Below are 19,520 nucleotides of genomic sequence, written 5' to 3'. Positions count from 1 at the left end.
TTCCGTTCGATCAGCTTCGAGCGTGTCGAGAAGCGATTGTCGAGAACGGCTTCTCGACTACGGGTCTCGACTTCGCTCGACCCTGCGCTCGAAGCAAACGGATGGGGCTAGTTCGGCGATAGCGAACCTAGGGCGGGGCGTGCATCGACAGGGTATGACAACCGCGCCCCGGCCCATAGGGCGCGTTTATGGCGGGGCGGACGAGGACGCCCATAATCTGCGGCTATGGCTTGGCGAAGCGATAATAGCCGTGCCTCGCTTGACGCATGTCCCCCTTGCCGCGCAGCTTTCGCCTTCGACACGGACGGCGTGGGCGCTACGGCGGCGACGACCAAGGTCCGGCGAGACCGCAGGAACCTTGACGGTAACAGTACAGCCCGAAACCGGGCGAAGGGGAGCTTTCCATGACGACATCCATGCCCTTCCGGCGGTATCTCCCGGCCCTGGCGCGCGCCACCAGCCTTGCCGCGCTGTGCATCGCGACGCCGGTGTTCGCGCAGGACGCGGTTCCGCAGAGCGAGCAGGCGACCGCTGCCGAGACGCAGGCGGAGGGCGAGATCCTGGTCACCGGATCGCGCGTGGTGCGCGACGGGTTCCAGTCGCCGACGCCGTTGACCGTGCTGACCCAGCAGGAAATCCAGAACAGCTCGCCGACCAACAACCTGGCCGATTTCGTGAACCAGATTCCGGCGGTGGCGGGCAGTTTGCGACCCGCCAACTCGCGCCTTGCGATCAGTTCGGGTCTGGCCGGGATCAACGCGCTGAACCTGCGCGCGCTGGGCGAGATCCGCACGCTGGTGCTGCTCGACGGGCGGCGCTCGGTCGGGTCGAGCGTCACGGGGCTGGTTGATATCAACACCTTCCCGCAATCGCTGGTGAAGAGCGTCGAGATCGTAACCGGCGGCGCGTCGGCGGCCTATGGGTCGGACGCGGTGGCGGGCGTGGTCAACTTCGCGCTCGACAAGACCTATGAGGGGCTGAAGGTCACCGTCGACAGCGGCATCACCGAATATGGCGACGGGTTCAATTATTCGTTCAGCGTGGCGGGCGGCACGAGCTTTGCCGACGGGCGCGGGCATATCCTGCTGAGCGGCGAAGTCGCGCATCGCGACGGCATCTTCCAGGTCGATCGCGAATGGAATGCGCGCGGGCGGGTGGTCGTCACCAACCCGGCCTATACCAATACCAACGGGCTGCCGCAGTTCCTGACGCTGAACCAGATCGGCGTGGCGAACGCGACGCCGGGTGGGATCATTATCAACTCGGCAGGCGGGACCGCCAACCGGCTGCGGGGCATTTATTTTGGTGCCGGCGGCTCGGTGAACCAGTTCAACTATGGCAGCTTCAATTCGCCGGCCTTGGGTGGTGCTACCGCGCCGTCGAGGACGCAGGGCGGCGATTGGCAGCTGAACGATTCCGGGCGGAACATCGGCCTCGACGCCGATGACGACCGGCATGGCGTGTTCGGGCGGGTCAGCTATCAGCTGGCCGACTGGATCACGGTGTTCGGCGAGGCGTCGTACAATTGGCAGAAGACGCTGTTCAACGCCGGACCGCAGCTGACCGGCGCCGTCGTTCTGCGGCCGGACAACGCGTATCTCCTCAATACGCTCGGTGCGGCGCGGCTGGCCGGAATCACCTCGGTCACGGTCGGTTCGACCAATGTCGACCTGCCGACGCGCAAGAACAACAGCTCGCGCGACGTACAACGCTATGTGATCGGCGCGGAGGGCGATTTCCAGCTGTTCGGCAACAAGGCGGTGTGGAGCGCGTACGGCCAGTACGGAGAGACAAACGCCCGCGAGCAGCTGCGCGACATCATGAACACGACGCGCATGAACAATGCGACCGATGCGGTGTTTGCGCCGGCCGGCAACGCGCTGGGGGTGGCGGCGGGCACGATCGTCTGCCGTTCGACGCTGACCGCACCGGGCAATGGCTGCGTCCCGATGAACCGCCTCGGCATCGGCGTCGTGAGCCAGGGCGCGATCGACTATGCGCTGGGCGATCCGTATCGCGACCAGAAGCTCAAGCAGACCGTGGCCGGCATCAACCTGTCGGTCGTGCCCTTCGCCACCTGGGCCGGCGATGTCAGCGTCGCGGTGGGCGGCGAATATCGCAAGGAGGAAGTGTCGGGCAGCGTGCCGACTGAGTTCCAGACCGGTTGGCAGGTCGGCAACTTCCTGCCCACGATCGGCAGCTACAATGTCAAGGAAGCGTATCTCGAAACCGTGGTCCCGCTGGGATCGGGAGTCGAGTTCAACGGCGCGGTGCGCGCGACCGATTATTCGACCTCGGGCTATGTAACGACGTGGAAGGTCGGCACGACGTGGCAGCCGATCGACGATATCCGCTTCCGCGTTACCCGGTCGCGCGACATCCGCGCGCCCAATCTGAACGAGTTGTTCCAGGCGGGCACGTCGCGCGCCAATACGCTGACCAACCCGTTCACGGGGGTCAACGGCGTTACCTTCCGTGAAACCACCACCGGCAACCTGAACCTGCGGCCCGAAATTGCCGATTCGACCAGTGTTGGCGTAGTCCTACAGCCGCGCTTCATCCCCGGCTTCTCCTTCTCAGCCGACGGGTTCCTCATCAAGCTGCAGGATGCGATCGGCCAGTTCTTCGCGCAGGACATCATCAACCGCTGCTTCGAAGGGCGGACCGAGTTCTGTGCAGCTTACGGTGCCGATCCGACGGGTGACCGCGAATTCTTCTTCCGCGCCAGCCCGTTCAACTTCGCGCGGCAGACGGTGCGCGGGCTGGACTTCGATGCGACGTACCGGGTGCCGCTTGCCGATGTGGTCGACAGCGCGCCAGGCAATGTGACGCTGAAGGCGCTGGCGACGCGCTATATCGACAATATCACCGACAGCGGCGTGCCGAACGTCGTGCCGGTCGACATCGTCGGGCAGCTGGGCGGGTCGAGCCTGCCAAGCTGGATCTATCGCTTCAACGCCAGCTACGACACCGAGAGCTTCGCGATCACCGGCACCGCGCGCGGCGTCGCTGGCGGGAGTTATTCGAACAATTATGTCGTGTGTTCGACCAACTGCCCGGTCGGGCGTCCGGCGGGGATCGTGTCGCAATTCCCGACGATCGACAGCAACAAGATCGACGGCGCGACCTATTTCGACCTGAACCTGACCGGCAAGGTCGACATGGGCGGCGGGGCGAAGGGCGAAGTGTTCTTCAACGTCACCAACCTGTTCAACCGCGAACCGATCCTCCTGCCCGAAACCGGGCTGGCGGCGAACAGCACCTATTCGGACCTGCTGGGCCGGGCGTTCCGGGTGGGTATCCGGATGCAGACGCGGTGATCTGCGTTCGATCCGCCACAAAGTGACCGGTACCCCCGCGCAGGCGGGGGTCCAGGGCGTCAGGCGCGAACGACTGTTCTGCTTGGCTCTGGACCCCCGCCTGCGCGGGGGTACGGTGGGGGTGGGTAAAGGGCCAGAGTGGCAGGTGTAATGGCGGACTCTTCGGCTACGAGGCGACTGATCGCCACGCTGCGCACAGCAGTCGGGCGGCGGCATGTGCTGACCGACCCGCGCCGCACCGCGCGGTTCCGGCGGGGCTATCGCAGCGGCGAGGGCGGCGCGCTGGCGGTGGTGCGGCCGGGAACGCTCGTTGAATTGTGGCAGGTGGCGCAGGCGTGCGTTGTCGCCGATGTGTCGATCCTGATGCAGGCGTCGAACACCGGGCTGACCGGCGGGTCGACGCCCGATGGCGACGACTATCCCGGCGGGCTGGTGATCATCAGCACGACGCGGCTCGACCGGCTGCACCTGCTGGGCGGTGGCGAGCAGGTCGTGTGCCTGCCGGGGACGACGCTCTATGCGCTGGAGGCGGCGTTGCGGCCCTTGGGGCGCGAGCCGCATTCGGTGATCGGGTCGTCGTGTCTGGGCGCGTCGGTGGTCGGCGGGGTTTGCAACAATTCGGGCGGGTCGCTGATCCGGCGCGGGCCGGCCTATACCGAACTGGCGTTGTTCGGCAGTGTCGGCGCCGACGGAGCGCTGCGGCTGGTCAATCATCTGGGGATCGCGCTGGGCGACGATCCGGAGGCGATCCTCGACCGGTTGGACCGGGGGGATTTTGCAGCGGCCGATGTCGATCCGGCGACGGACAAGCCGGCGCACGACCATCGTTACGTCACCCATGTCCGGGATATCGACAGCGACGTGCCGGCGCGGTTCAATGCCGATCCGCGCTGCCTGTTCGAGGCGGCAGGAAGTGCGGGCAAGCTGATCGTGTTCGCGGTGCGGCTCGACACCTTCGCGAAGGAGGACGAGACGGTCACCTTCTATATCGGGACCGACGATCCCGACCGCTTGACCGAGCTGCGCCGGACGATGCTGCGCGATTTCGCCGAGCTGCCGATCGCGGGCGAATATATGCATCGCGGGGCGTTCGATATCGCCGACCGCTATGGCCGCGACACGTTCCGCGCGATCGAGCGGCTGGGCACCGACCGCTTGCCGCGGCTGTTCGCGGCGAAGGCGTGGGTCGATGGCGTGACCGAGCGCTTCGTACGCAATCTGAGCGACCGGGTGTTGCAGCGGGCCGGCGCGTTGCTGGGCGATCATCTGCCACCACGAATGCGCGCATTTCGCGACCGGTTCGAACATCATCTGCTGCTGAAGATGCCGCGCGGCGATGCGGCGGCGACCGCGACACTGCTCGACACGCTGCTACCCGGCGGCTGGTTCGAATGTTCGGCCGACGAAGCCACTAAGGCGTTCCTGCACCGCTTCGTCGCGGCAGGCGCGGCGGTGCGCTATCGCGCGGTCCATGGCGATACGGTCGAGGATATCGTCGCGCTCGACGTGGCACTGCCGCGCAACAGCCGGGACTGGGCCGAACTCCTGCCGGACGATCTGGGCGGGCAGGTCGTCGACACGCTCTATTACGGGCATTTCTTCTGCCACGTGTTCCACCGCGACTATATCGTGCGGAAAGGCGTCGACCCGCTGGCGTTCGAACATGCGCTGTGGAAGCGGCTGGATGCGGTCGGTGCGCAATATCCCGCCGAGCATAATGTAGGGCATCTCTATCATGCGAAGTCCGAGCTGGCCGGATTCTACCGCCAGCTCGATCCGCGCAACCAGCTGAATCCGGGGATCGGGCACACGCCCAAGGCGCGGGCATGGGAAGCATGAGCTTTTTTCTAGGCATCGATGCCGGCGGCAGCAATTGCCGGGCAAGGTTGGTCGACGCCTCCGGGCGGGTGATCGGCACCGGGCAGGCAGGCGCAGCCAATGCCGGGATCGGGGTCGATGCGCTGCGGGCGGTGCTGACCGATGTGATCGCGCAGGCAACCGAGAGGCTGTCGCCGGCGGAGAAAGCGACGGTCCGCGTCGGCATGGGGATTGCGGGCATTCGTCGGCCGGGTATCCGCGCCGCGCTGGAGGCGACCGACTTCGGCGTCGCTGCGGTCGTGCTGGCGAGCGACGCGCAGATCGCGCACCTGGGCGCGCATGGTGGCGGCGATGGCGCGATCCTGATCCTCGGCACCGGCAGCGCGGCGCTGCTGCGCATCGACGGTCAGGAGGTCGCGCTGGGCGGGTACGGTTTTCCGGTGTCGGACGAGGGGAGCGGCGCGGCGCTGGGGCTGAGTGCGGTGCGCCATGCGCTGCGTGCACTCGACGGGCGGACACGGCACACGCCGCTGGCGGATGCGGTGGCGGCGCTGTTCGACCATGACGTGCTGAAGGCGGTGGCGTGGATGGCCACCGCGGGGCCGCGCGATTACGGGGCGCTGGCGCCGATCGTGATGGACCATGCCGATGCGGACGATCCCATCGCCCGGTCGATCGTCGAGGATGCGGCGGGCCATGTCGAGCGGTTCATCGAAACCATCGTCGCCCGCGGGGTGACGCGCTGTACGCTCGTCGGCGGGCTGGCGCCGCGGCTGCAACCCTGGCTGCGCGTGCGGACCGTCGCGCATCTGTGTCCGCCGATGGGCGATCCGCTGGACGGTGCGGTGCGGCTGGCCGGCCTCGAATCGCGGTCGAGCGACGAACTGCGTTAAGGACGTTTAAACCAGACTCGTCGCAATCCTTCATTACAATGTCGATGCGACGTCTGGCCCTTCTTATCCTGCTGATGGCGGGCGTGCTGCCTGCCATGGCGCGCGCGTCGGCGGTCGCGGACGGTTGGGCGGCCTGGCGCACGCCATGGTTCCAGACGCTGGACGGCAGCGCCGGACTGCCGCATTCGACGACCACCGCCATCGTCCAGAGCAGCGACGGGTTGATGTGGATCGGCACGCGCGGCGGGCTGGCGCGCTATGACGGGCAACGGTTGAAGGTATTCCGCCAGACCATCGGGCGGACTGGTGGCGTTCCCGACAATTACATCCGTTCGCTGCTGGCGCTGCCGCATGGCGCGGTGCTGGTCGGCACCAATGTCGGCGGAATGGTCCGGTACGACCCGCGCTCGAACGGCTTCGCAGCGATCGGCGGGGCGACGGGGGTCGGCGTAGGCACGCGCATCATGTCGATCGTGTCCGACGGACAGGACGGTGCCTATGTCGCGTCGGACCGGGGCGTGTTCCATTACGATGCCCGGCACGACCGGATCGCACCGGTGGCCAGCCAGGGCGATGCGCTGGCCGAGGGCGCGTTCGCGGTGCATCGCGATGCCGACGGGACGCTCTATGCCGGTGGCGACCATGGGCTGTTCGTCCGGCGACGCGGCGCGGTCCGCTTCGTGGCGGTGGCGACCCCGGATATCGGCGACGTCTGGGCGATCGCCCGCGACCGGATGGGGCGGTTGTGGATCGGCACCGGATCGCACGGCATCTTCGTGCAGTTGGCGGGTGGCCGCGTCATCCAGCCAGCGGCGCTGGCGGGCGCGTCGCCGTTGATCGCGCACCGTACCGTCCGCACCTTCGCCATCGGGCCGAACGGCGTGGTGTGGGCCGGGACCGATGGCGTCGGCGTGCTGCGCATCGCAACCGAGGGCGGCCTTGCCGTTCGATCGATCCGCAACCTCCAGGCCAATCGCGGGTCGCTGTCGGGGGATACCGTACGCGACCTGCATATCGACCGGACGGGGCGGTTGTGGGCGGCGACCGAGGTCGGCGCGTCGCATACCGACCCGGCACCCGAAGCGATCCTGACCATCGGCAACGCCATGCCCGATCCGCGCCATTCGCTGGCCGATCGCACGGTCAGCGGGGTGATGGTCGACCGCCGCGACCGCATCTGGGTCGGCATGAGCAACGGGATGATCGACATGGTCGACCGTGCGCGGGGAGTGGTCCGCCACCTGCGGCTGGACGGCAACCATGCCGGGCAGGATATCAAGGCGTTCGCCGAACGCCCCGACGGCACGATTTTGGCCGGCGGACGCGGGGTCGTGATGATCGATCCGGATACGCTGGCCGAACGCGCGCTGCCGCTGCCCGAACTGGGCGATTTGCCGGTCATTTCGATGCTGCGGATCGACCATCGCCTGTTGATCGGCACCTATCGCGGGTTGTTCGTGCGCGACGAACGCAGCGGGACGGTCCGCCGCTATCGCCATCAGCCGGGGAACGACGCGTCGCTCGCGAACAACGAAGTCATCAATATCGTCGCGGCACGCGGCGGCGGCGTCTGGATCGCGACCCCGCGCGGGATCAACCGGTTCGATCCGGCGAACGGCCGCTTCGCGACCTATCGCAACGATCCCGCCGATCCGACGAGCCTGCCGCAAAACTATACCGGATCGATCGTGGCGGCGGGCGACGCGCTGTGGGTGGGCACCTATGGCGGGGTCGCCCGTGGCAAGCGTGTGGGGGACGACTGGCGGTTCCACGCGATCACTGAGGCACGCGGCCTCGCCAACGACAATGTCGCGGCGGTGCAGATCGACCGCGCCGGGCGGCTATGGGCCACCGGGGCCAGCGGGATTTCGGTGATCGATCCGCGCCACGAAAGCGTGCTGACGGTCAGCCGCCGCGACGGGCTGACCGCCAATTCGTTCAGCCAGCGCGTGTCGGCGATCACCCGCACCGGCGACCTGCTGTTCGGGGGAACCGGGGGGCTGATGGTGCTGCGGCCCGACCGGCTGCTCGCCGCGCATCCGACCGCAACGCCGCCGTTGACGCTGAGCGAGATCGAGGAGAATGGCCGTGTCGTTCCCTTCGACCCGCTGGCACGCGACCGCACTATCCATGCCGACGGGCACGACATCCGCATCGCCTTTGCGTTGAGCGATTATGCCGCGCCGGAGGAGATACGCTATCGCTATCGCCTGCGCGGGTTCGACGCCGACTGGGTCGCGATCCCCCCCGCCAGCCCGGCGACGGCGATCTACACCAACCTGCCCGGCGGCACCTACATCCTCGAACTGCAGGCGCAGATTCCGGGTGTGCACCCGCGCGTGGTCACCGGCCGGGTGAGCCTGGTGGTGGCGCAGGCATGGCATGAACGCTGGGTGGTCCGCGCCGCGCTGCTGCTGGTGGCGGTGCTAACGGTGTTCGGCATCGTGCAGTTGCGCACGGTCGTGCTGCGCCGCCGGACGCGCGCGCTGGAGAATGTGGTCGAGCAGCGGACGCGGGAGCTGCGCGCGGCCAATGCCCGGCTGGAACGGCTGGCCGGCACCGACCCGCTGACCGGCCTCGCCAACCGGCGGACGATGATCGCGATGCTGGAGGCAGCGCGCGAAACGGCGTTGCGCTCCGGCGGGCATTATGTCGTCGCGATGCTCGACATCGACCGGTTCAAGCGGATCAACGACGCGCACGGGCATCAGGTGGGCGACATGGTCATCGAGGCGGTCGCGACGCGGATCGCCGCGTCGGTGCGCGCGGTCGATTCGGTGGCGCGCTATGGCGGGGAGGAGATTGCGATCCTGTTCGCCGACATTTCGCCCGAAGAAGCGCTGGACACCAGCGAGCGGGTGCGCGCCGCCGTCGCCGCCGACCCGATCGTCGCGAACGGGATTGCGGTGCGGGTGACGGTCAGCGGCGGGATTGCGGTGGCGACGGGCGACACGTCGCCGGCCGAACTGCTGCACCGCGCCGACCTGGCGCTGTACCGCGCGAAGCGGGCAGGGCGCGACCGGGGCGTGCTGGACGACGGGGCGGAGGTCGACGCGTCAGCCGCGCGCTGAAGCATCGCCTGTGCGGGCGAAGCGCAAGACGCCATCGCCGATCTTGCCGAAGCCGAGCGTCATATAGTCGAGAAAGTAATTCTGGTGCAGCCGCCACGGCGTGCGCGATCCTTGCGCCGGGGTGATGCTGGCCGCACGGGTGACGTAACCCGAACTGAAATCGAGCAGCGGGCGGCGTTCCACGTCCGGTCCGGGCGGCGCGGGCAGGCAGATGTCGTAGCCATGCCGTCGCATATGGTTCAGCATGCGGCACATGCGACGCGCCACCAGGTCGATCTTCAGCGTCCACGACGCGTTGGTATAGCCGAGTGCCAGCACCATGTTCGGCACGCCCGAGGCCATCATGCCGCGATAGATCAGATGGTCGGCGGGGACGAACGGCGTGCCGTCGATGGTGAGCGCGATCCCGCCCAGCAGATGCAGCTTCAGCCCCGTTGCGGTGACGATGATATCGGCATCGACATGGCCGCCCGATGCCAGCTCGATGCCGGTGGGGGTGAAGCGGCGGATCGCATCGGTGCGGATGCTGGCCGATCCGTCGCGCAGCGCGGCGAACAGGTCGGCGTCCGGCACCAGGCACAGCCGCTGGTCCCACGGATCGTAGCGCGGGGTGAAGTGGCGATCGACATCGGGCAAGTCGGGCAGTTCGCGGCGAACGCCGTTCAGGATGAACGCCTCCATCCGGCGCGGAAATCTGCGGGCGAACTGAAAGGCGGCGAGGCCCAGCGCGGCGCTTTTCCACCGGGCAAGGCGTCCCGCGACCGGTTCCGGCAGCAGGCGGTAGAGAAGATGCGCGACGCGATCCCGCGAAGGTTGCGACACGATATGACTGGGCGAGCGCTGCACCATCGTCACCTGCGCGCCGCGTGCGGCCAGCGCAGGGACCAGCGTCACCGCCGTCGCGCCGCTGCCGATCACCGCCACGCGCCTGCCGGCGACGTCGAGGTCCTTCGGCCAGTGCTGGGGATGGACGATGCGCCCGGCAAAGTCCGCCCGTCCCGGAAAATCCGGGGCATGGCCGCTGGCATAATCATAATAGCCGCAGCCCATGAACAGGAACCGGCAGGTGACGGTCGACACCGCGCCGTCGACCTCGACGGTCAGCGTCCAGCGCGCGGTTTGCGACGACCATTCGGCACGGACGATGCGGTGGCGAAAGCGGATGTGGCGGTCGATGCCGAAGCTGCGCGCGGTATCCTCGATATAATCGCGAATGTCGCTGCCATCGGCGATCGCCTTGTCCCCGCGCCACGGCCGGAACGGGAAGCCCAGCGTATGCATGTCGGAATCCGAGCGGACGCCGGGATAGCGGAACAGATCCCAGGTGCCGCCGATCGCGTCGCGTGCCTCGAAGATCGCATAGCGCCGGTCGGGGCAGCGCCGTTGCAGGTGCCATGCGGCATCGATGCCGGACAGGCCGGCACCGATGATCGCGACATCGAGTTCGGGTTCGACTAGGATCGCCATGGCCGGGATATCGGCCGTGCCGGCACCCTTGCCAAGCCCGGCGTCAGCCGCGCGTGCCGAGCAGCAGCGCGGTCAGCACCGGGTCGCCGGTGCGGCGCGGATCGGCGCGGATCGCGGCCTCCTCGCGGCCGATCGCGCGGAAGATGGCGTTGCCGGCCTGATCGGCGGCGCTGCGGGCGATGGCGGTATAGTCGATGCCGGTCTGCGCGGTGACGATCGCCGAGAGGATTTCGGTCGCGTCCGACCGCAGGCCGTTCGAAAATTCGGGGAACATCGCCTCGATCACCGCGCCGCGTGCCGATTGCGCCAGCAGGTCGGTGGCGGCGGTCGGGCCGCCGCGCAGCACGGCGACGGCATCGGCCAGCGTGAGGCCACGGATCGAATCGAGCACGATCGGCGTCGCGCGGTCGGCGGCATCGACTGCGATATCGTTCAGCGCCATGGCGATGCGGCCACGCACCGCGTTCGTCCTCAGCACCGCTGCCAGCACATTGTTCTGCCCGGCGGTCTCCGGCAGGGTCAGGCGGGTCAGCTGATCGTCATAGAAGCCGCCGGGCCGCAGCAGCCGGTCGAACGCCCGCTGGCTGGACAGGGTCAGCAGGCGCCGGACGCCTTCCTCGACGCCATAGCTGCCAAGCGGCGTGGCACAGCCGCCGAGCACGGCGACCGGGAGGACCAAAGCGGCGGCACCGAGGATACGGCGGCGTGAAATTTGGGGCGACAGCGAGGCATGGATCATGACGGGCTTCTCCGGAACGAATGTTGCGCTGCCAACGCAGGCGATGGCTCCCGGTGCCGTGTCCGCCGTGAACCGACGTTGAACCGCGCTTCGTTTTGCTTCCGTTTCGGCCGCGCAACCCATTGCCGAGCCGCGCGGCGCGCCCTAGCTACCGGAGCATGGCTGATCCCTATGCAACCCTGGGTGTCGCGCGCGGCGCGACCGAAGCAGATATCAAGAAGGCGTATCGCAAGCTCGCCAAGGAGCTGCACCCGGACCGGAACAAGGACAACAAGGCGGCGTCCGACCGCTTCACCAAGGTCACGCAGGCCTATGACCTGCTGACCGACAAGGACAAGCGCGCGCGGTTCGACCGGGGCGAGATCGACGGCGACGGCAATCCGACCTCGCCGTTCGGCTTTGGCACCGGCGGTGGCGGGGCCGGCGGCTTTCGCCCGGGACCAGGCGGGCGCGGCGGGTTCGACATGGGACCGGAAGGACAGGGCGGCGACTTTTCGGACATTTTCGAAGGACTGTTCGGCGGCCGGGCCGGTGGCGCCGGTGGCGGCTTCGCCAGCGGGTTCGGGCGGCGCGCCCAGCCCAAGGGCGGCAATGTCGCCTATCGATTGAAGGTGCCGTTCGAGGATGCTGCGACGCTCAGCCCGCAGCGCATCACGCTGGCCGATGGCAAGACCATCGACCTGAAACTGCCGGCGGGTGTCGATACCGGCACGCAGATGCGCCTGTCGGGCAAGGGCGATCCGGGGCCGGGCGGGGCGGGCGATGCGATCGTCACGGTCGAGGTGCAGCCGCACCGTTTCTATACCCGCGACGGCGACGATGTGCGCGTCGACCTGCCGATCAACCTGGCCGAGGCGGTGCTGGGCGGCAAGGTGCGCGTGCCCACCGTCGAGGGGGCGGTGATGCTGAGCGTGCCCAAGGGGGCGACGTCGGGCAAGACGCTTCGCCTGAAAGGGCGCGGGTTTCACCGCAAGGACGGGACGCGCGGCGACCAGCTGGTCACGCTGATGATCGACCTTCCAACCGATGACGCCGACCTGACGCGCTTCGTCGAGGGGTGGAGCGGCGCGAATACGGACCCGAGGGCGAAGCTGGGCGTTTGATCCGCCTGCGAAACCATTCGAAACGAACTGCATGAACGAGCCGTCCCCGACCAGTCCCGAGGCCCGGCACCGTCACGGGCGCCCGTCGCTTGCGCGGCTGCGCCCGTCTGCGCGCGCGATCGAGGTGACGAAGCGTGTCGCGATCGGTACGTTCAACGACGGCTTCACCCATGCCGGCAACCTTGCCTATCTGTCGCTGCTGACGCTGTTCCCGTTCTTCATCGTCGCGGCGGCGATCGCGCGGGCGGTCGGGCGCAGCGGCGACAGCATCCATGCGGTGACGGCGTTCCTGCAGACCGTGCCGCCCGAAGTCGCGACCGTGTTGCAACAACCGATCCTCGACGTGTTGCAGGCGCGATCGGGGTCGCTGCTGTGGCTGGGCGCGCTGGTCGGTTTGTGGACGACCACCGGCTTTATCGAAACGGTGCGATCGATCCTGCGGCAGGCCTATGGCATCCCGTTCTCGCGACCCTTTTGGGAATATCGACTGGGGTCGATCGGGCTGATCGTCGGGTCGGTGGTGATGCTGATGATCGCGTTCAGCCTTCAGGTCGTGCTGGTCGGCGTCGAGCAGGTCATCTATCGCCTGCTTCCGTTCCTGCAGCCCTATGCAGCCTATCTGTCGATCGCGAAGCTGTTTCCGGCGCTGGCGCTGTTCATCGCGCTCTACACGCTGTTCTATTCGCTCAGCCCCAAGAAATACCGCAATTCCAACTGCCCGAAATGGCCCGGAGCGGTGGCGACGGCGACGGTGTGGATCGGCACGACGCAGCTCCTTCCGCTCGCGATCGATGCGCTGGGCGGATATGACCGCACCTATGGCAGCCTGGCCGGTGTGATGATCGCGCTGTTTTTCTTCTACATCGTCGGCCTGGGCGTGGTGATCGGCGGCGAATTGAACGCGGCGCTGGCGGAAACACCCGACCCTGCGCTAGAGGGTGCGGCAACAGACGAAAAAGGGACAGTCGCGTGAACGGTTTGATGCAGGGCAAGCGGGGGGTCATCATGGGCCTCGCCAACGATCGGTCGCTGGCCTGGGGCATCGCCAAGCAGCTTGCCGCGCAGGGCGCCGAGCTGGCCTTCACCTATCAGGGCGAGGCGCTGGAACGGCGCGTGCGGCCGCTGGCGACCGAACTGGGCGCCGATTTCCTGATCGAATGCGACGTGTCCGACATGGGCGCGCTGGACGCCGCGTTCGATACGATCGCGGCGCGCTGGCCGACGATCGACTTCGTGGTCCACGCCATCGGCTTTTCGGACAAGAACGAGCTGCGCGGCCGTTATTATGATACCAGCCTCGACAATTTCCTGATGACGATGAACATCAGCGTCTATTCGTTCACGGCAGTCGCCAAGCGCGCGCGGGCGCTGATGCCGAACGGCGGATCGGTGCTGACGCTGACCTATTACGGGTCGGAAAAGGTCGTTCCGCATTATAATGTGATGGGCGTGGCGAAGGCGGCGCTCGACATGTCGGTCAAGTATCTGGCGATGGACATGGGGCCGGAGAATATCCGGGTGAACGCGATTTCGGCCGGTCCGATCAAGACGCTGGCCGCCAGCGGCATCGGCGATCTCCGCTATATCCTGAAGTGGAACGAGCTGAACTCGCCGCTGCGCCGCAACGTCACGATCGACGATGTCGGCGGGGCGGGGCTGTATCTGCTGAGCGACCTGTCGAGCGGCGTGACTGGCGAGATCCATCATGTCGACGCCGGCTACAACGTCATCGGCATGAAGGCCGAGGACGCGCCCGACATCGCGCTGTCGTAAGCGATGAGCATCATCCGCGCGGCGACCGGTGCGGACGCGCCGGCGGTCGACAGCCTGCTGCGCGCCTGTTTCCCGCGCGACGCAGAGGCGCGGCTGGTCCAGCAACTGGCGATCGATGGCGATCTCGTGCTGGTGCTGGTCGCCGAGGATGCGGGCGTGGTGGTCGGCATGATCGCGGCCAGCCGGATGCAGGTAACGGCCGACACGCGCGAGATCGCTGCGGTCGCGTTGGCACCGCTGGCGGTGGCGAGGGCGGCACGGGGGCAGGGCGTCGGCGAAGCGCTGGTCGCCGCTGCCATCGCGCATCTGCGCAGCGCACGGGTCGAGCTGGCGTTCGTGCTGGGCGATCCGGCTTATTATGGCCGCTTCGGGTTCGAGGCGGCGACGGCGCGCGGGTTCGACAGCCCCTATGCCGGCGAGCATTTCATGGGCATTCGCCTAAACGACGGACCGTGCGTCCACACACCCGGCGCGGCAGCCCATGCCCGCGCCTTTGCGGCGTTGGGGGAAGACGCATGAGCCACAACAGCTTCGGTCATCTGTTCCGCTTCACGACCTGGGGCGAGAGCCATGGCTCGGCGCTGGGCGCGGTGGTCGACGGGTGCCCGCCGGGCCTGCCCCTGAGCGAGGCGGACATCCAGCCGTTTCTCGACGCGCGGCGGCCGGGGACCAGCCGTTTCACGACGCAGCGGCGCGAGCCGGATGCGGTGCGCATCCTGTCGGGGGTGTTCGACGGGCGGACCACGGGCACGCCGATCAGCCTGATGATCGAGAATGTCGACCAGCGGTCGAAGGATTATTCGGAGGTCGCCAAAGCCTATCGCCCCGGCCATGCCGACTATGCCTATGACGCGAAATACGGCTTTCGCGATTATCGCGGCGGGGGGCGGTCGTCGGCGCGGGAAACGGCGGCGCGGGTCGCGGCGGGCGCGGTCGCGCGGCTGGTGATCCCGGAGGTGGCGATCACCGCCTGGGTCGAATCGATCGGCGGCGATGCGATCGATCCGGCGGCGTTCGACGTGAGCGAGATTGGGCGCAACCCGTTCTTCTGCCCCGATGCGGCGGCGGCAGCGCGCTGGGAAGCGTTGGTCGACGGCGCGCGCAAGGCCGGCTCGTCGCTGGGCGCGGTCGTCGCCTGTCGCGCCGAGGGCGTGCCGGCGGGCTGGGGGGCGCCGCTCTATGCCAAGCTGGATGCCGAACTGGCCAGTGCGGCCATGTCGATCAATGCGGTGAAGGGCGTCGAGATCGGTGACGGCTTTGCGGCGGCGGCGCTGTCGGGTGAGGCGAATGCCGATCCGATGCGGCCGGGCGAGGGTGGCCCCGAGTTCCTCGCCAACCATGCGGGCGGGATTGCTGGCGGCATCTCGACGGGGCAGCCGGTGACGCTGCGCGTCGCGTTCAAGCCGACCAGTTCGATCCTGACCCCGGTTGAGACGATCGGGCCGGACGGACAGGCGACGACGATCGCGACCAAGGGCCGGCACGATCCCTGTGTCGGTATTCGCGGTGTGCCGGTGGTCGAGGCGATGGTCGCGCTGGTGCTGGCCGACCAGAAGCTGCGCCATCGCGGGCAGGTGGGCTGACGTCGGAAGGTCGCCAACCGGTCGTGCGGGGAACGAGCGTCGCCGCGACGCAGGCAAGGGGATCGCAGGAGTCGATCATCAGGAAAACGTCCGTCGCAGCTGCCTGTCGGTGTGTCGGCACGCGATTCTGGACAGATTTCTGCCACAATCGACCGTTTCCTGGCCACGGCCCGTCCGCGTTCTGCCCGGATCGGACGATGAGCCGTTTCGTGGCGCTGGACCCTTTCGGCGCGGTAACGCATTGAAACCCTTGCTTGATGCAAGGAGAATTTCAATGCGCAAGACCATTGTCACGAGCCTGCTGATCCTGTGCGGTTCGACCGCGGCCGTCGCGCAGGTGTCGCCGACCCAGACCCAGCCGACGTCGCCGACGACGACGCAGGGCACCCCCGACCCGATGCGTCCCACCCAGCCGGCACCGCAGACGACCGGCCCGACCAATCCGGTCGACGCTCCGACCGATCCGGCCAAGCCGGGTGAGTCGAAAACCGACACGACGGACGATACGACGACCACCACCACCGGCGATCCGTCGACACCCACGCCGCCGACGACCGGCACGCCGCAGTAACGCGGTGATGTGAAAAAGGCCCGCCCGGAGCGATCCGGGCGGGCCTTTTGTTGTTTGCTCGCTACCGTTGGGTTCGAGCAGCTTCGAGCTTGTCGAGAAGCGCCCGTCGAGAACTTGCCGCCGGGGAAAACCCTTCTCGACTTCGGTTCTCGACAGGCTCGAACCTGCGCTCGAAGCAAACGGGGTTGGTGGGTACGTTCGAGCGTCAGTCCGCGAATGGGTCGCGGACCAGGATCGTGTCGTCGCGCTCGGGGCTGGTCGAAACCAGCGTCACCGGGCACTGGATCAATTCCTCGATACGGCGGATGTACTTGATCGCCTGCGCCGGCAGTTCGGCCCAGCTGCGCGCACCCGCCGTCGATTCCGACCAACCCGGCATGGTTTCATAGATCGGCTCGACCTTCGCCTGATCGGCGGCGTGGGCGGGGTAATAGTCGAGCACCTGGTCGCCCAACCGATAGCCGGTGCAGATCGCCACTTCCTTGAACCCGTCGAGCACGTCGATCTTGGTCAGCGCGATGCCGGTGATGCCGCCGACCGCCGCCGCCTGCCGTACCAGCACGCTGTCGAACCAGCCGCAGCGGCGCTTGCGCCCCGTCACGGTGCCGAATTCATGGCCGCGCACGCCGAGGCGCTCGCCGGTTTCGTTCTCCAGTTCGGTCGGGAACGGGCCGGAGCCGACGCGGGTGGTATAGGCTTTGGCGATGCCCAGCACGAAGCCGACCGCGCCCGGGCCCATGCCCGAACCGCCCGCTGCGGTGCCGGCGATGGTGTTGGACGAGGTGACGAACGGATAGGTGCCGTGGTCGATGTCGAGCAGCACGCCCTGCGCGCCTTCGAACAGGATCCGCTGACCCTTCGCCTTGGCCTGCGCCAGCACGCGCCACACCGGCTGGGCATAGGGCAGGACGAAATCGGCGATCTCGCGCAGTTCGGCGATCAGGCCCTCACGGTCGATCGCCGGTTCGTTGAAGCCGGCGCGCAGCGCGTCGTGATGCGCGGTCAGGCGATCGAGCTGCGGGCCGAGATCGTCGAGATGGGCGAGGTCGCAGACGCGGATCGCGCGGCGGCCGACCTTGTCCTCGTACGCCGGGCCGATGCCGCGACGGGTGGTGCCGATCTTGCCGGCGCCGCTGGCGTCTTCGCGCAGGCCGTCGAGGTCGCGGTGGAACGGGAGGATCAGCGCGCAGGTCTCGGCGATCATCAGCGTATCGGGGGTGACCGAGACGCCCTGTTCGCGCAGGCGCTCGACCTCCGCCTTCAGCGCCCAGGGATCGAGCACGACGCCGTTGCCGACGATCGACGGGGTGCCGCGCACGATGCCCGAGGGGAGCAGCGACAGCTTGTAGGTGGTGCCGCCGACGACCAGCGTATGGCCGGCATTATGGCCGCCCTGGAACCGCACGACCATGTCGGCGCGCTCCGCCAGCCAGTCGACGATCTTTCCCTTGCCCTCGTCGCCCCACTGGGCGCCGATCACCGCTACGTTCGCCACGTCCTGTAACCCTCATGCATGCCGGTATCGGCGCTGCACTAGGCGCGTAGCGCGCCCGCGTCCACCTCGGCGGGCGGCGTAGCGCCCGGAATATGACGATAGAGTTGCGTTTCCTCGCGCCGGATGCGGTCGGCAAGCACCGCCGCGAGCCCGCGGGTCGCGGTTTGGAAGCCGTCGGGATCGTCGGCGATCTGCTGGCCGTTCCAGTCGTGCATATAGGCTTTGAACGCGTCGGCGAGGCCGCCCATCTCCTCTTCGAACCGGCGGGAGAGTGCGGCGGCGACCGGGTCGTCGCCCCGCTGGAGCAGGGGATGGAGCAGCCGGTCCTCCTTCGCCAGATGCGCGAGGAGCAGGCGGCTGAGGCGCCAGCGCAGCGGCGCGACGGCGGAGGCGGGAAGCGGGCGCTGTGCCGCCTGTTCGACCAGCGCGCCGATCACGGCGGTCAGTTCGGCATGTTCGTCGACCAGCGTTTCGCGCGTGAGCTGCATCGCCATTTCCTCCGGCGACCGACCCTGCGGCACAACGTCCTAACGAACCATGTACGCCCCGGCTCGACATTGTGCGTTCCGGCGCGCAAACCGGGGCAGGACATAAGAGGAGAGTGTGCCGCATGAAACTTGCCAGCCTCAAGGGCGGTCGCGACGGACGCCTGGTCGTCGTGTCGAGCGACCTCGCCTGGTATGCGGATGCGACCGGGATCGTGCCGACGCTGCAGGCGGCGCTGGACGACTGGGACCGCCACGAAGGCGCGCTGCGCAACCTGGCGACCGACCTCGACCACGACGTGATCCCCAAGGAGCGGTTCCACGAGCGCGACGCCGCGTCGCCGCTGCCGCGTGCGTATCAATGGGCGGACGGATCGGCCTATGTGAACCATGTCGCGCTGGTGCGGCAGGCGCGCGGGGCGGAGATGCCGGAGACGTTCTGGCACGATCCGCTGATGTATCAGGGTGGGTCGGACGGGTTCCTGGCCCCCCGCGATCCGATTCCGGCGGGGGAGGAAAGCTGGGGTCTGGATTTCGAGGGCGAAGTCGTGGTCGTGACCGGCGATGTGCCGATGGGTGCGTCGCGCGAGGAGGCGCTGGCGGCGGTGCGGCTGGTCGGGCTGACCAACGATGTGTCGCTGCGCGGGCTGATCCCCGGCGAACTGGCCAAGGGGTTCGGCTTCTTCCAGTCGAAGCCGGCATCGGCCTTCTCGCCGGTGTTCGTGACGCCCGATGCGCTGGGCGACTGGTGGCAGGACGGCAAGCTCCACCGCAAGCTGCACGTCGACCTGAACGGGAAGCCGTTCGGGCGGGCGGACGCGGGCGAGGACATGACGTTCGATTTCGGCACGCTGATCGCCCATGCCGCCAAGACGCGCGCGCTGGGCGCCGGCACGATCATCGGATCGGGCACGGTGTCGAACCGCGACGGCGATGGCGGTCCGGGCAAGCCAGTCGCGGACGGCGGGGTCGGCTATTCCTGCCTGGCGGAGATCCGCACGGTCGAGACGATCCGCGCCGGCAAGGCGGAGACGCCGTTCCTGAAGAGCGGCGACACGGTGCGCATCTGGGCCGAGGACGACCGGCATCACCCGATCTTCGGCGTGATCGAGCAGACGGTGGCGTAAGGCTTGGGCGTTCCCCCGATCGTGCGCGGCCGGGGGAACGGCCGGGGCAATAGCGATTTAATACGGTATCGTAAC

15 protein-coding genes are annotated in these 19,520 nt (G+C 67.9%); 11 read left to right on the top strand and 4 right to left on the bottom strand.

Annotation, left to right across the window (positions count from 1 at the left end; translation table 11 throughout):
* Window positions 1-404: 404 nt before the first annotated feature.
* From AVT10_RS07805 to AVT10_RS07790, 4 genes are all read left to right on the top strand, one after another.
* Entirely contained in the window at window positions 405-3,320 is a 2,916-nt protein-coding gene (locus tag AVT10_RS07805; RefSeq protein WP_232307927.1) for a TonB-dependent receptor plug domain-containing protein, read from the top strand.
* A gap of 150 nt (window positions 3,321-3,470) precedes the next feature.
* On the top strand, window positions 3,471-5,159 hold the full coding sequence (gene dld / locus AVT10_RS07800) for a D-lactate dehydrogenase (RefSeq protein ID WP_066689718.1): 1,689 nt from the start codon (window positions 3,471-3,473) through the stop codon (window positions 5,157-5,159).
* A complete protein-coding gene (locus AVT10_RS07795; protein WP_066689717.1) occupies window positions 5,156-6,031 on the top strand; it encodes a BadF/BadG/BcrA/BcrD ATPase family protein in 876 nt (291 codons plus the stop codon). Before dld ends, AVT10_RS07795 begins: the two co-directional genes overlap by 4 nt.
* A gap of 38 nt (window positions 6,032-6,069) precedes the next feature.
* On the top strand, window positions 6,070-9,102 hold the full coding sequence (locus AVT10_RS07790) for a ligand-binding sensor domain-containing protein (RefSeq protein WP_066689716.1): 3,033 nt from the start codon (window positions 6,070-6,072) through the stop codon (window positions 9,100-9,102).
* Here the strand turns inward: AVT10_RS07790 and AVT10_RS07785 are convergent.
* The gene (locus tag AVT10_RS07785; protein ID WP_066689715.1) at window positions 9,088-10,569 is read right to left on the bottom strand and encodes a flavin-containing monooxygenase; all 1,482 of its coding nucleotides are present in this window, start codon (window positions 10,567-10,569) and stop codon (window positions 9,088-9,090) included. The two genes, AVT10_RS07790 and AVT10_RS07785, sit on opposite strands and share 15 nt — an antisense overlap.
* A 43-nt stretch (window positions 10,570-10,612) precedes the next feature.
* Window positions 10,613-11,308: a DUF4197 domain-containing protein gene (locus AVT10_RS07780; protein WP_066689714.1), complete on the bottom strand. Its 696-nt coding sequence runs from the start codon at window positions 11,306-11,308 to the stop codon at window positions 10,613-10,615.
* Between the two features lie 158 nt (window positions 11,309-11,466).
* Between AVT10_RS07780 and AVT10_RS07775 the strand changes: the two genes are divergently transcribed.
* The 6 genes from AVT10_RS07775 (at window position 11,467) to AVT10_RS07750 (ending at window position 16,338) form a co-directional block, all read left to right on the top strand.
* Window positions 11,467-12,411 carry a DnaJ C-terminal domain-containing protein gene (locus tag AVT10_RS07775; protein ID WP_066689713.1) on the top strand — a complete coding sequence of 315 codons (945 nt, stop codon included), beginning with the start codon at window positions 11,467-11,469 and terminating at the stop codon, window positions 12,409-12,411.
* Window positions 12,412-12,442: 31 nt separating this feature from the next.
* On the top strand, window positions 12,443-13,384 hold the full coding sequence (locus AVT10_RS07770) for a YihY/virulence factor BrkB family protein (RefSeq protein WP_066689712.1): 942 nt from the start codon (window positions 12,443-12,445) through the stop codon (window positions 13,382-13,384).
* On the top strand, window positions 13,381-14,184 hold the full coding sequence (gene fabI / locus AVT10_RS07765) for an enoyl-ACP reductase FabI (RefSeq protein ID WP_066689711.1): 804 nt from the start codon (window positions 13,381-13,383) through the stop codon (window positions 14,182-14,184). The genes AVT10_RS07770 and fabI overlap by 4 nt, the downstream gene beginning before the upstream one ends.
* Window positions 14,185-14,187: 3 nt before the next feature.
* The gene (locus AVT10_RS07760; protein WP_066689710.1) at window positions 14,188-14,703 is read left to right on the top strand and encodes a GNAT family N-acetyltransferase; all 516 of its coding nucleotides are present in this window, start codon (window positions 14,188-14,190) and stop codon (window positions 14,701-14,703) included.
* Window positions 14,700-15,767, top strand: a complete 1,068-nt coding sequence (gene aroC / locus AVT10_RS07755) for a chorismate synthase (protein WP_066689709.1) — start codon at window positions 14,700-14,702, stop codon at window positions 15,765-15,767. Before AVT10_RS07760 ends, aroC begins: the two co-directional genes overlap by 4 nt.
* A 274-nt stretch (window positions 15,768-16,041) precedes the next feature.
* Window positions 16,042-16,338, top strand: coding sequence for a hypothetical protein (locus tag AVT10_RS07750; RefSeq protein WP_066689708.1), 297 nt, complete (start codon window positions 16,042-16,044; stop codon window positions 16,336-16,338).
* 205 nt (window positions 16,339-16,543) lie between these two features.
* Here AVT10_RS07750 and AVT10_RS07745 read toward each other — a convergent pair whose 3' ends face one another.
* Together AVT10_RS07745 and AVT10_RS07740 are read right to left on the bottom strand one after the other, a co-directional pair.
* Complete coding sequence (locus AVT10_RS07745) at window positions 16,544-17,833, bottom strand: adenylosuccinate synthase (protein WP_066689707.1); 1,290 nt, start codon at window positions 17,831-17,833, stop codon at window positions 16,544-16,546.
* Between the two features lie 38 nt (window positions 17,834-17,871).
* The gene (locus tag AVT10_RS07740) at window positions 17,872-18,321 is read right to left on the bottom strand and encodes a hemerythrin domain-containing protein (RefSeq protein ID WP_198158524.1); all 450 of its coding nucleotides are present in this window, start codon (window positions 18,319-18,321) and stop codon (window positions 17,872-17,874) included.
* A gap of 122 nt (window positions 18,322-18,443) precedes the next feature.
* Here AVT10_RS07740 and AVT10_RS07735 point away from each other — a divergent pair, with 122 nt between their 5' ends.
* The gene (locus tag AVT10_RS07735) at window positions 18,444-19,445 is read left to right on the top strand and encodes a fumarylacetoacetate hydrolase family protein (RefSeq protein ID WP_066689705.1); all 1,002 of its coding nucleotides are present in this window, start codon (window positions 18,444-18,446) and stop codon (window positions 19,443-19,445) included.
* Window positions 19,446-19,520: the final 75 nt, after the last annotated feature.

Source organism: Sphingomonas hankookensis (genome assembly GCF_001619955.1).
GTDB lineage: Bacteria > Pseudomonadota > Alphaproteobacteria > Sphingomonadales > Sphingomonadaceae > Sphingomonas > Sphingomonas hankookensis_A.
The sequence above is the reverse complement of the archived record's forward strand: the minus strand, read 5'-3'. Positions and strand labels throughout refer to the sequence as shown.

Bases quoted from the DNA above. Each gene is read 5' to 3' on its own strand.
- AVT10_RS07770 (WP_066689712.1), top strand. From the start codon at position 12,443: ATGAACGAGCCGTCCCCGACCAGTCCCGAGGCCCGGCACCGTCACGGG.
- AVT10_RS07785 (WP_066689715.1), bottom strand. From the start codon at position 10,569: ATGGCGATCCTAGTCGAACCCGAACTCGATGTCGCGATCATCGGTGCC.
- AVT10_RS07780 (WP_066689714.1), bottom strand. From the start codon at position 11,308: ATGATCCATGCCTCGCTGTCGCCCCAAATTTCACGCCGCCGTATCCTC.
- AVT10_RS07760 (WP_066689710.1), top strand. From the start codon at position 14,188: ATGAGCATCATCCGCGCGGCGACCGGTGCGGACGCGCCGGCGGTCGAC.
- AVT10_RS07790 (WP_066689716.1), top strand. From the start codon at position 6,070: ATGTCGATGCGACGTCTGGCCCTTCTTATCCTGCTGATGGCGGGCGTG.
- AVT10_RS07735 (WP_066689705.1), top strand. From the start codon at position 18,444: ATGAAACTTGCCAGCCTCAAGGGCGGTCGCGACGGACGCCTGGTCGTC.
- aroC (WP_066689709.1), top strand. From the start codon at position 14,700: ATGAGCCACAACAGCTTCGGTCATCTGTTCCGCTTCACGACCTGGGGC.
- AVT10_RS07750 (WP_066689708.1), top strand. From the start codon at position 16,042: ATGCGCAAGACCATTGTCACGAGCCTGCTGATCCTGTGCGGTTCGACC.
- dld (WP_066689718.1), top strand. From the start codon at position 3,471: ATGGCGGACTCTTCGGCTACGAGGCGACTGATCGCCACGCTGCGCACA.
- AVT10_RS07805 (WP_232307927.1), top strand. From the start codon at position 405: ATGACGACATCCATGCCCTTCCGGCGGTATCTCCCGGCCCTGGCGCGC.
- AVT10_RS07740 (WP_198158524.1), bottom strand. From the start codon at position 18,321: ATGCAGCTCACGCGCGAAACGCTGGTCGACGAACATGCCGAACTGACC.
- AVT10_RS07775 (WP_066689713.1), top strand. From the start codon at position 11,467: ATGGCTGATCCCTATGCAACCCTGGGTGTCGCGCGCGGCGCGACCGAA.
- AVT10_RS07795 (WP_066689717.1), top strand. From the start codon at position 5,156: ATGAGCTTTTTTCTAGGCATCGATGCCGGCGGCAGCAATTGCCGGGCA.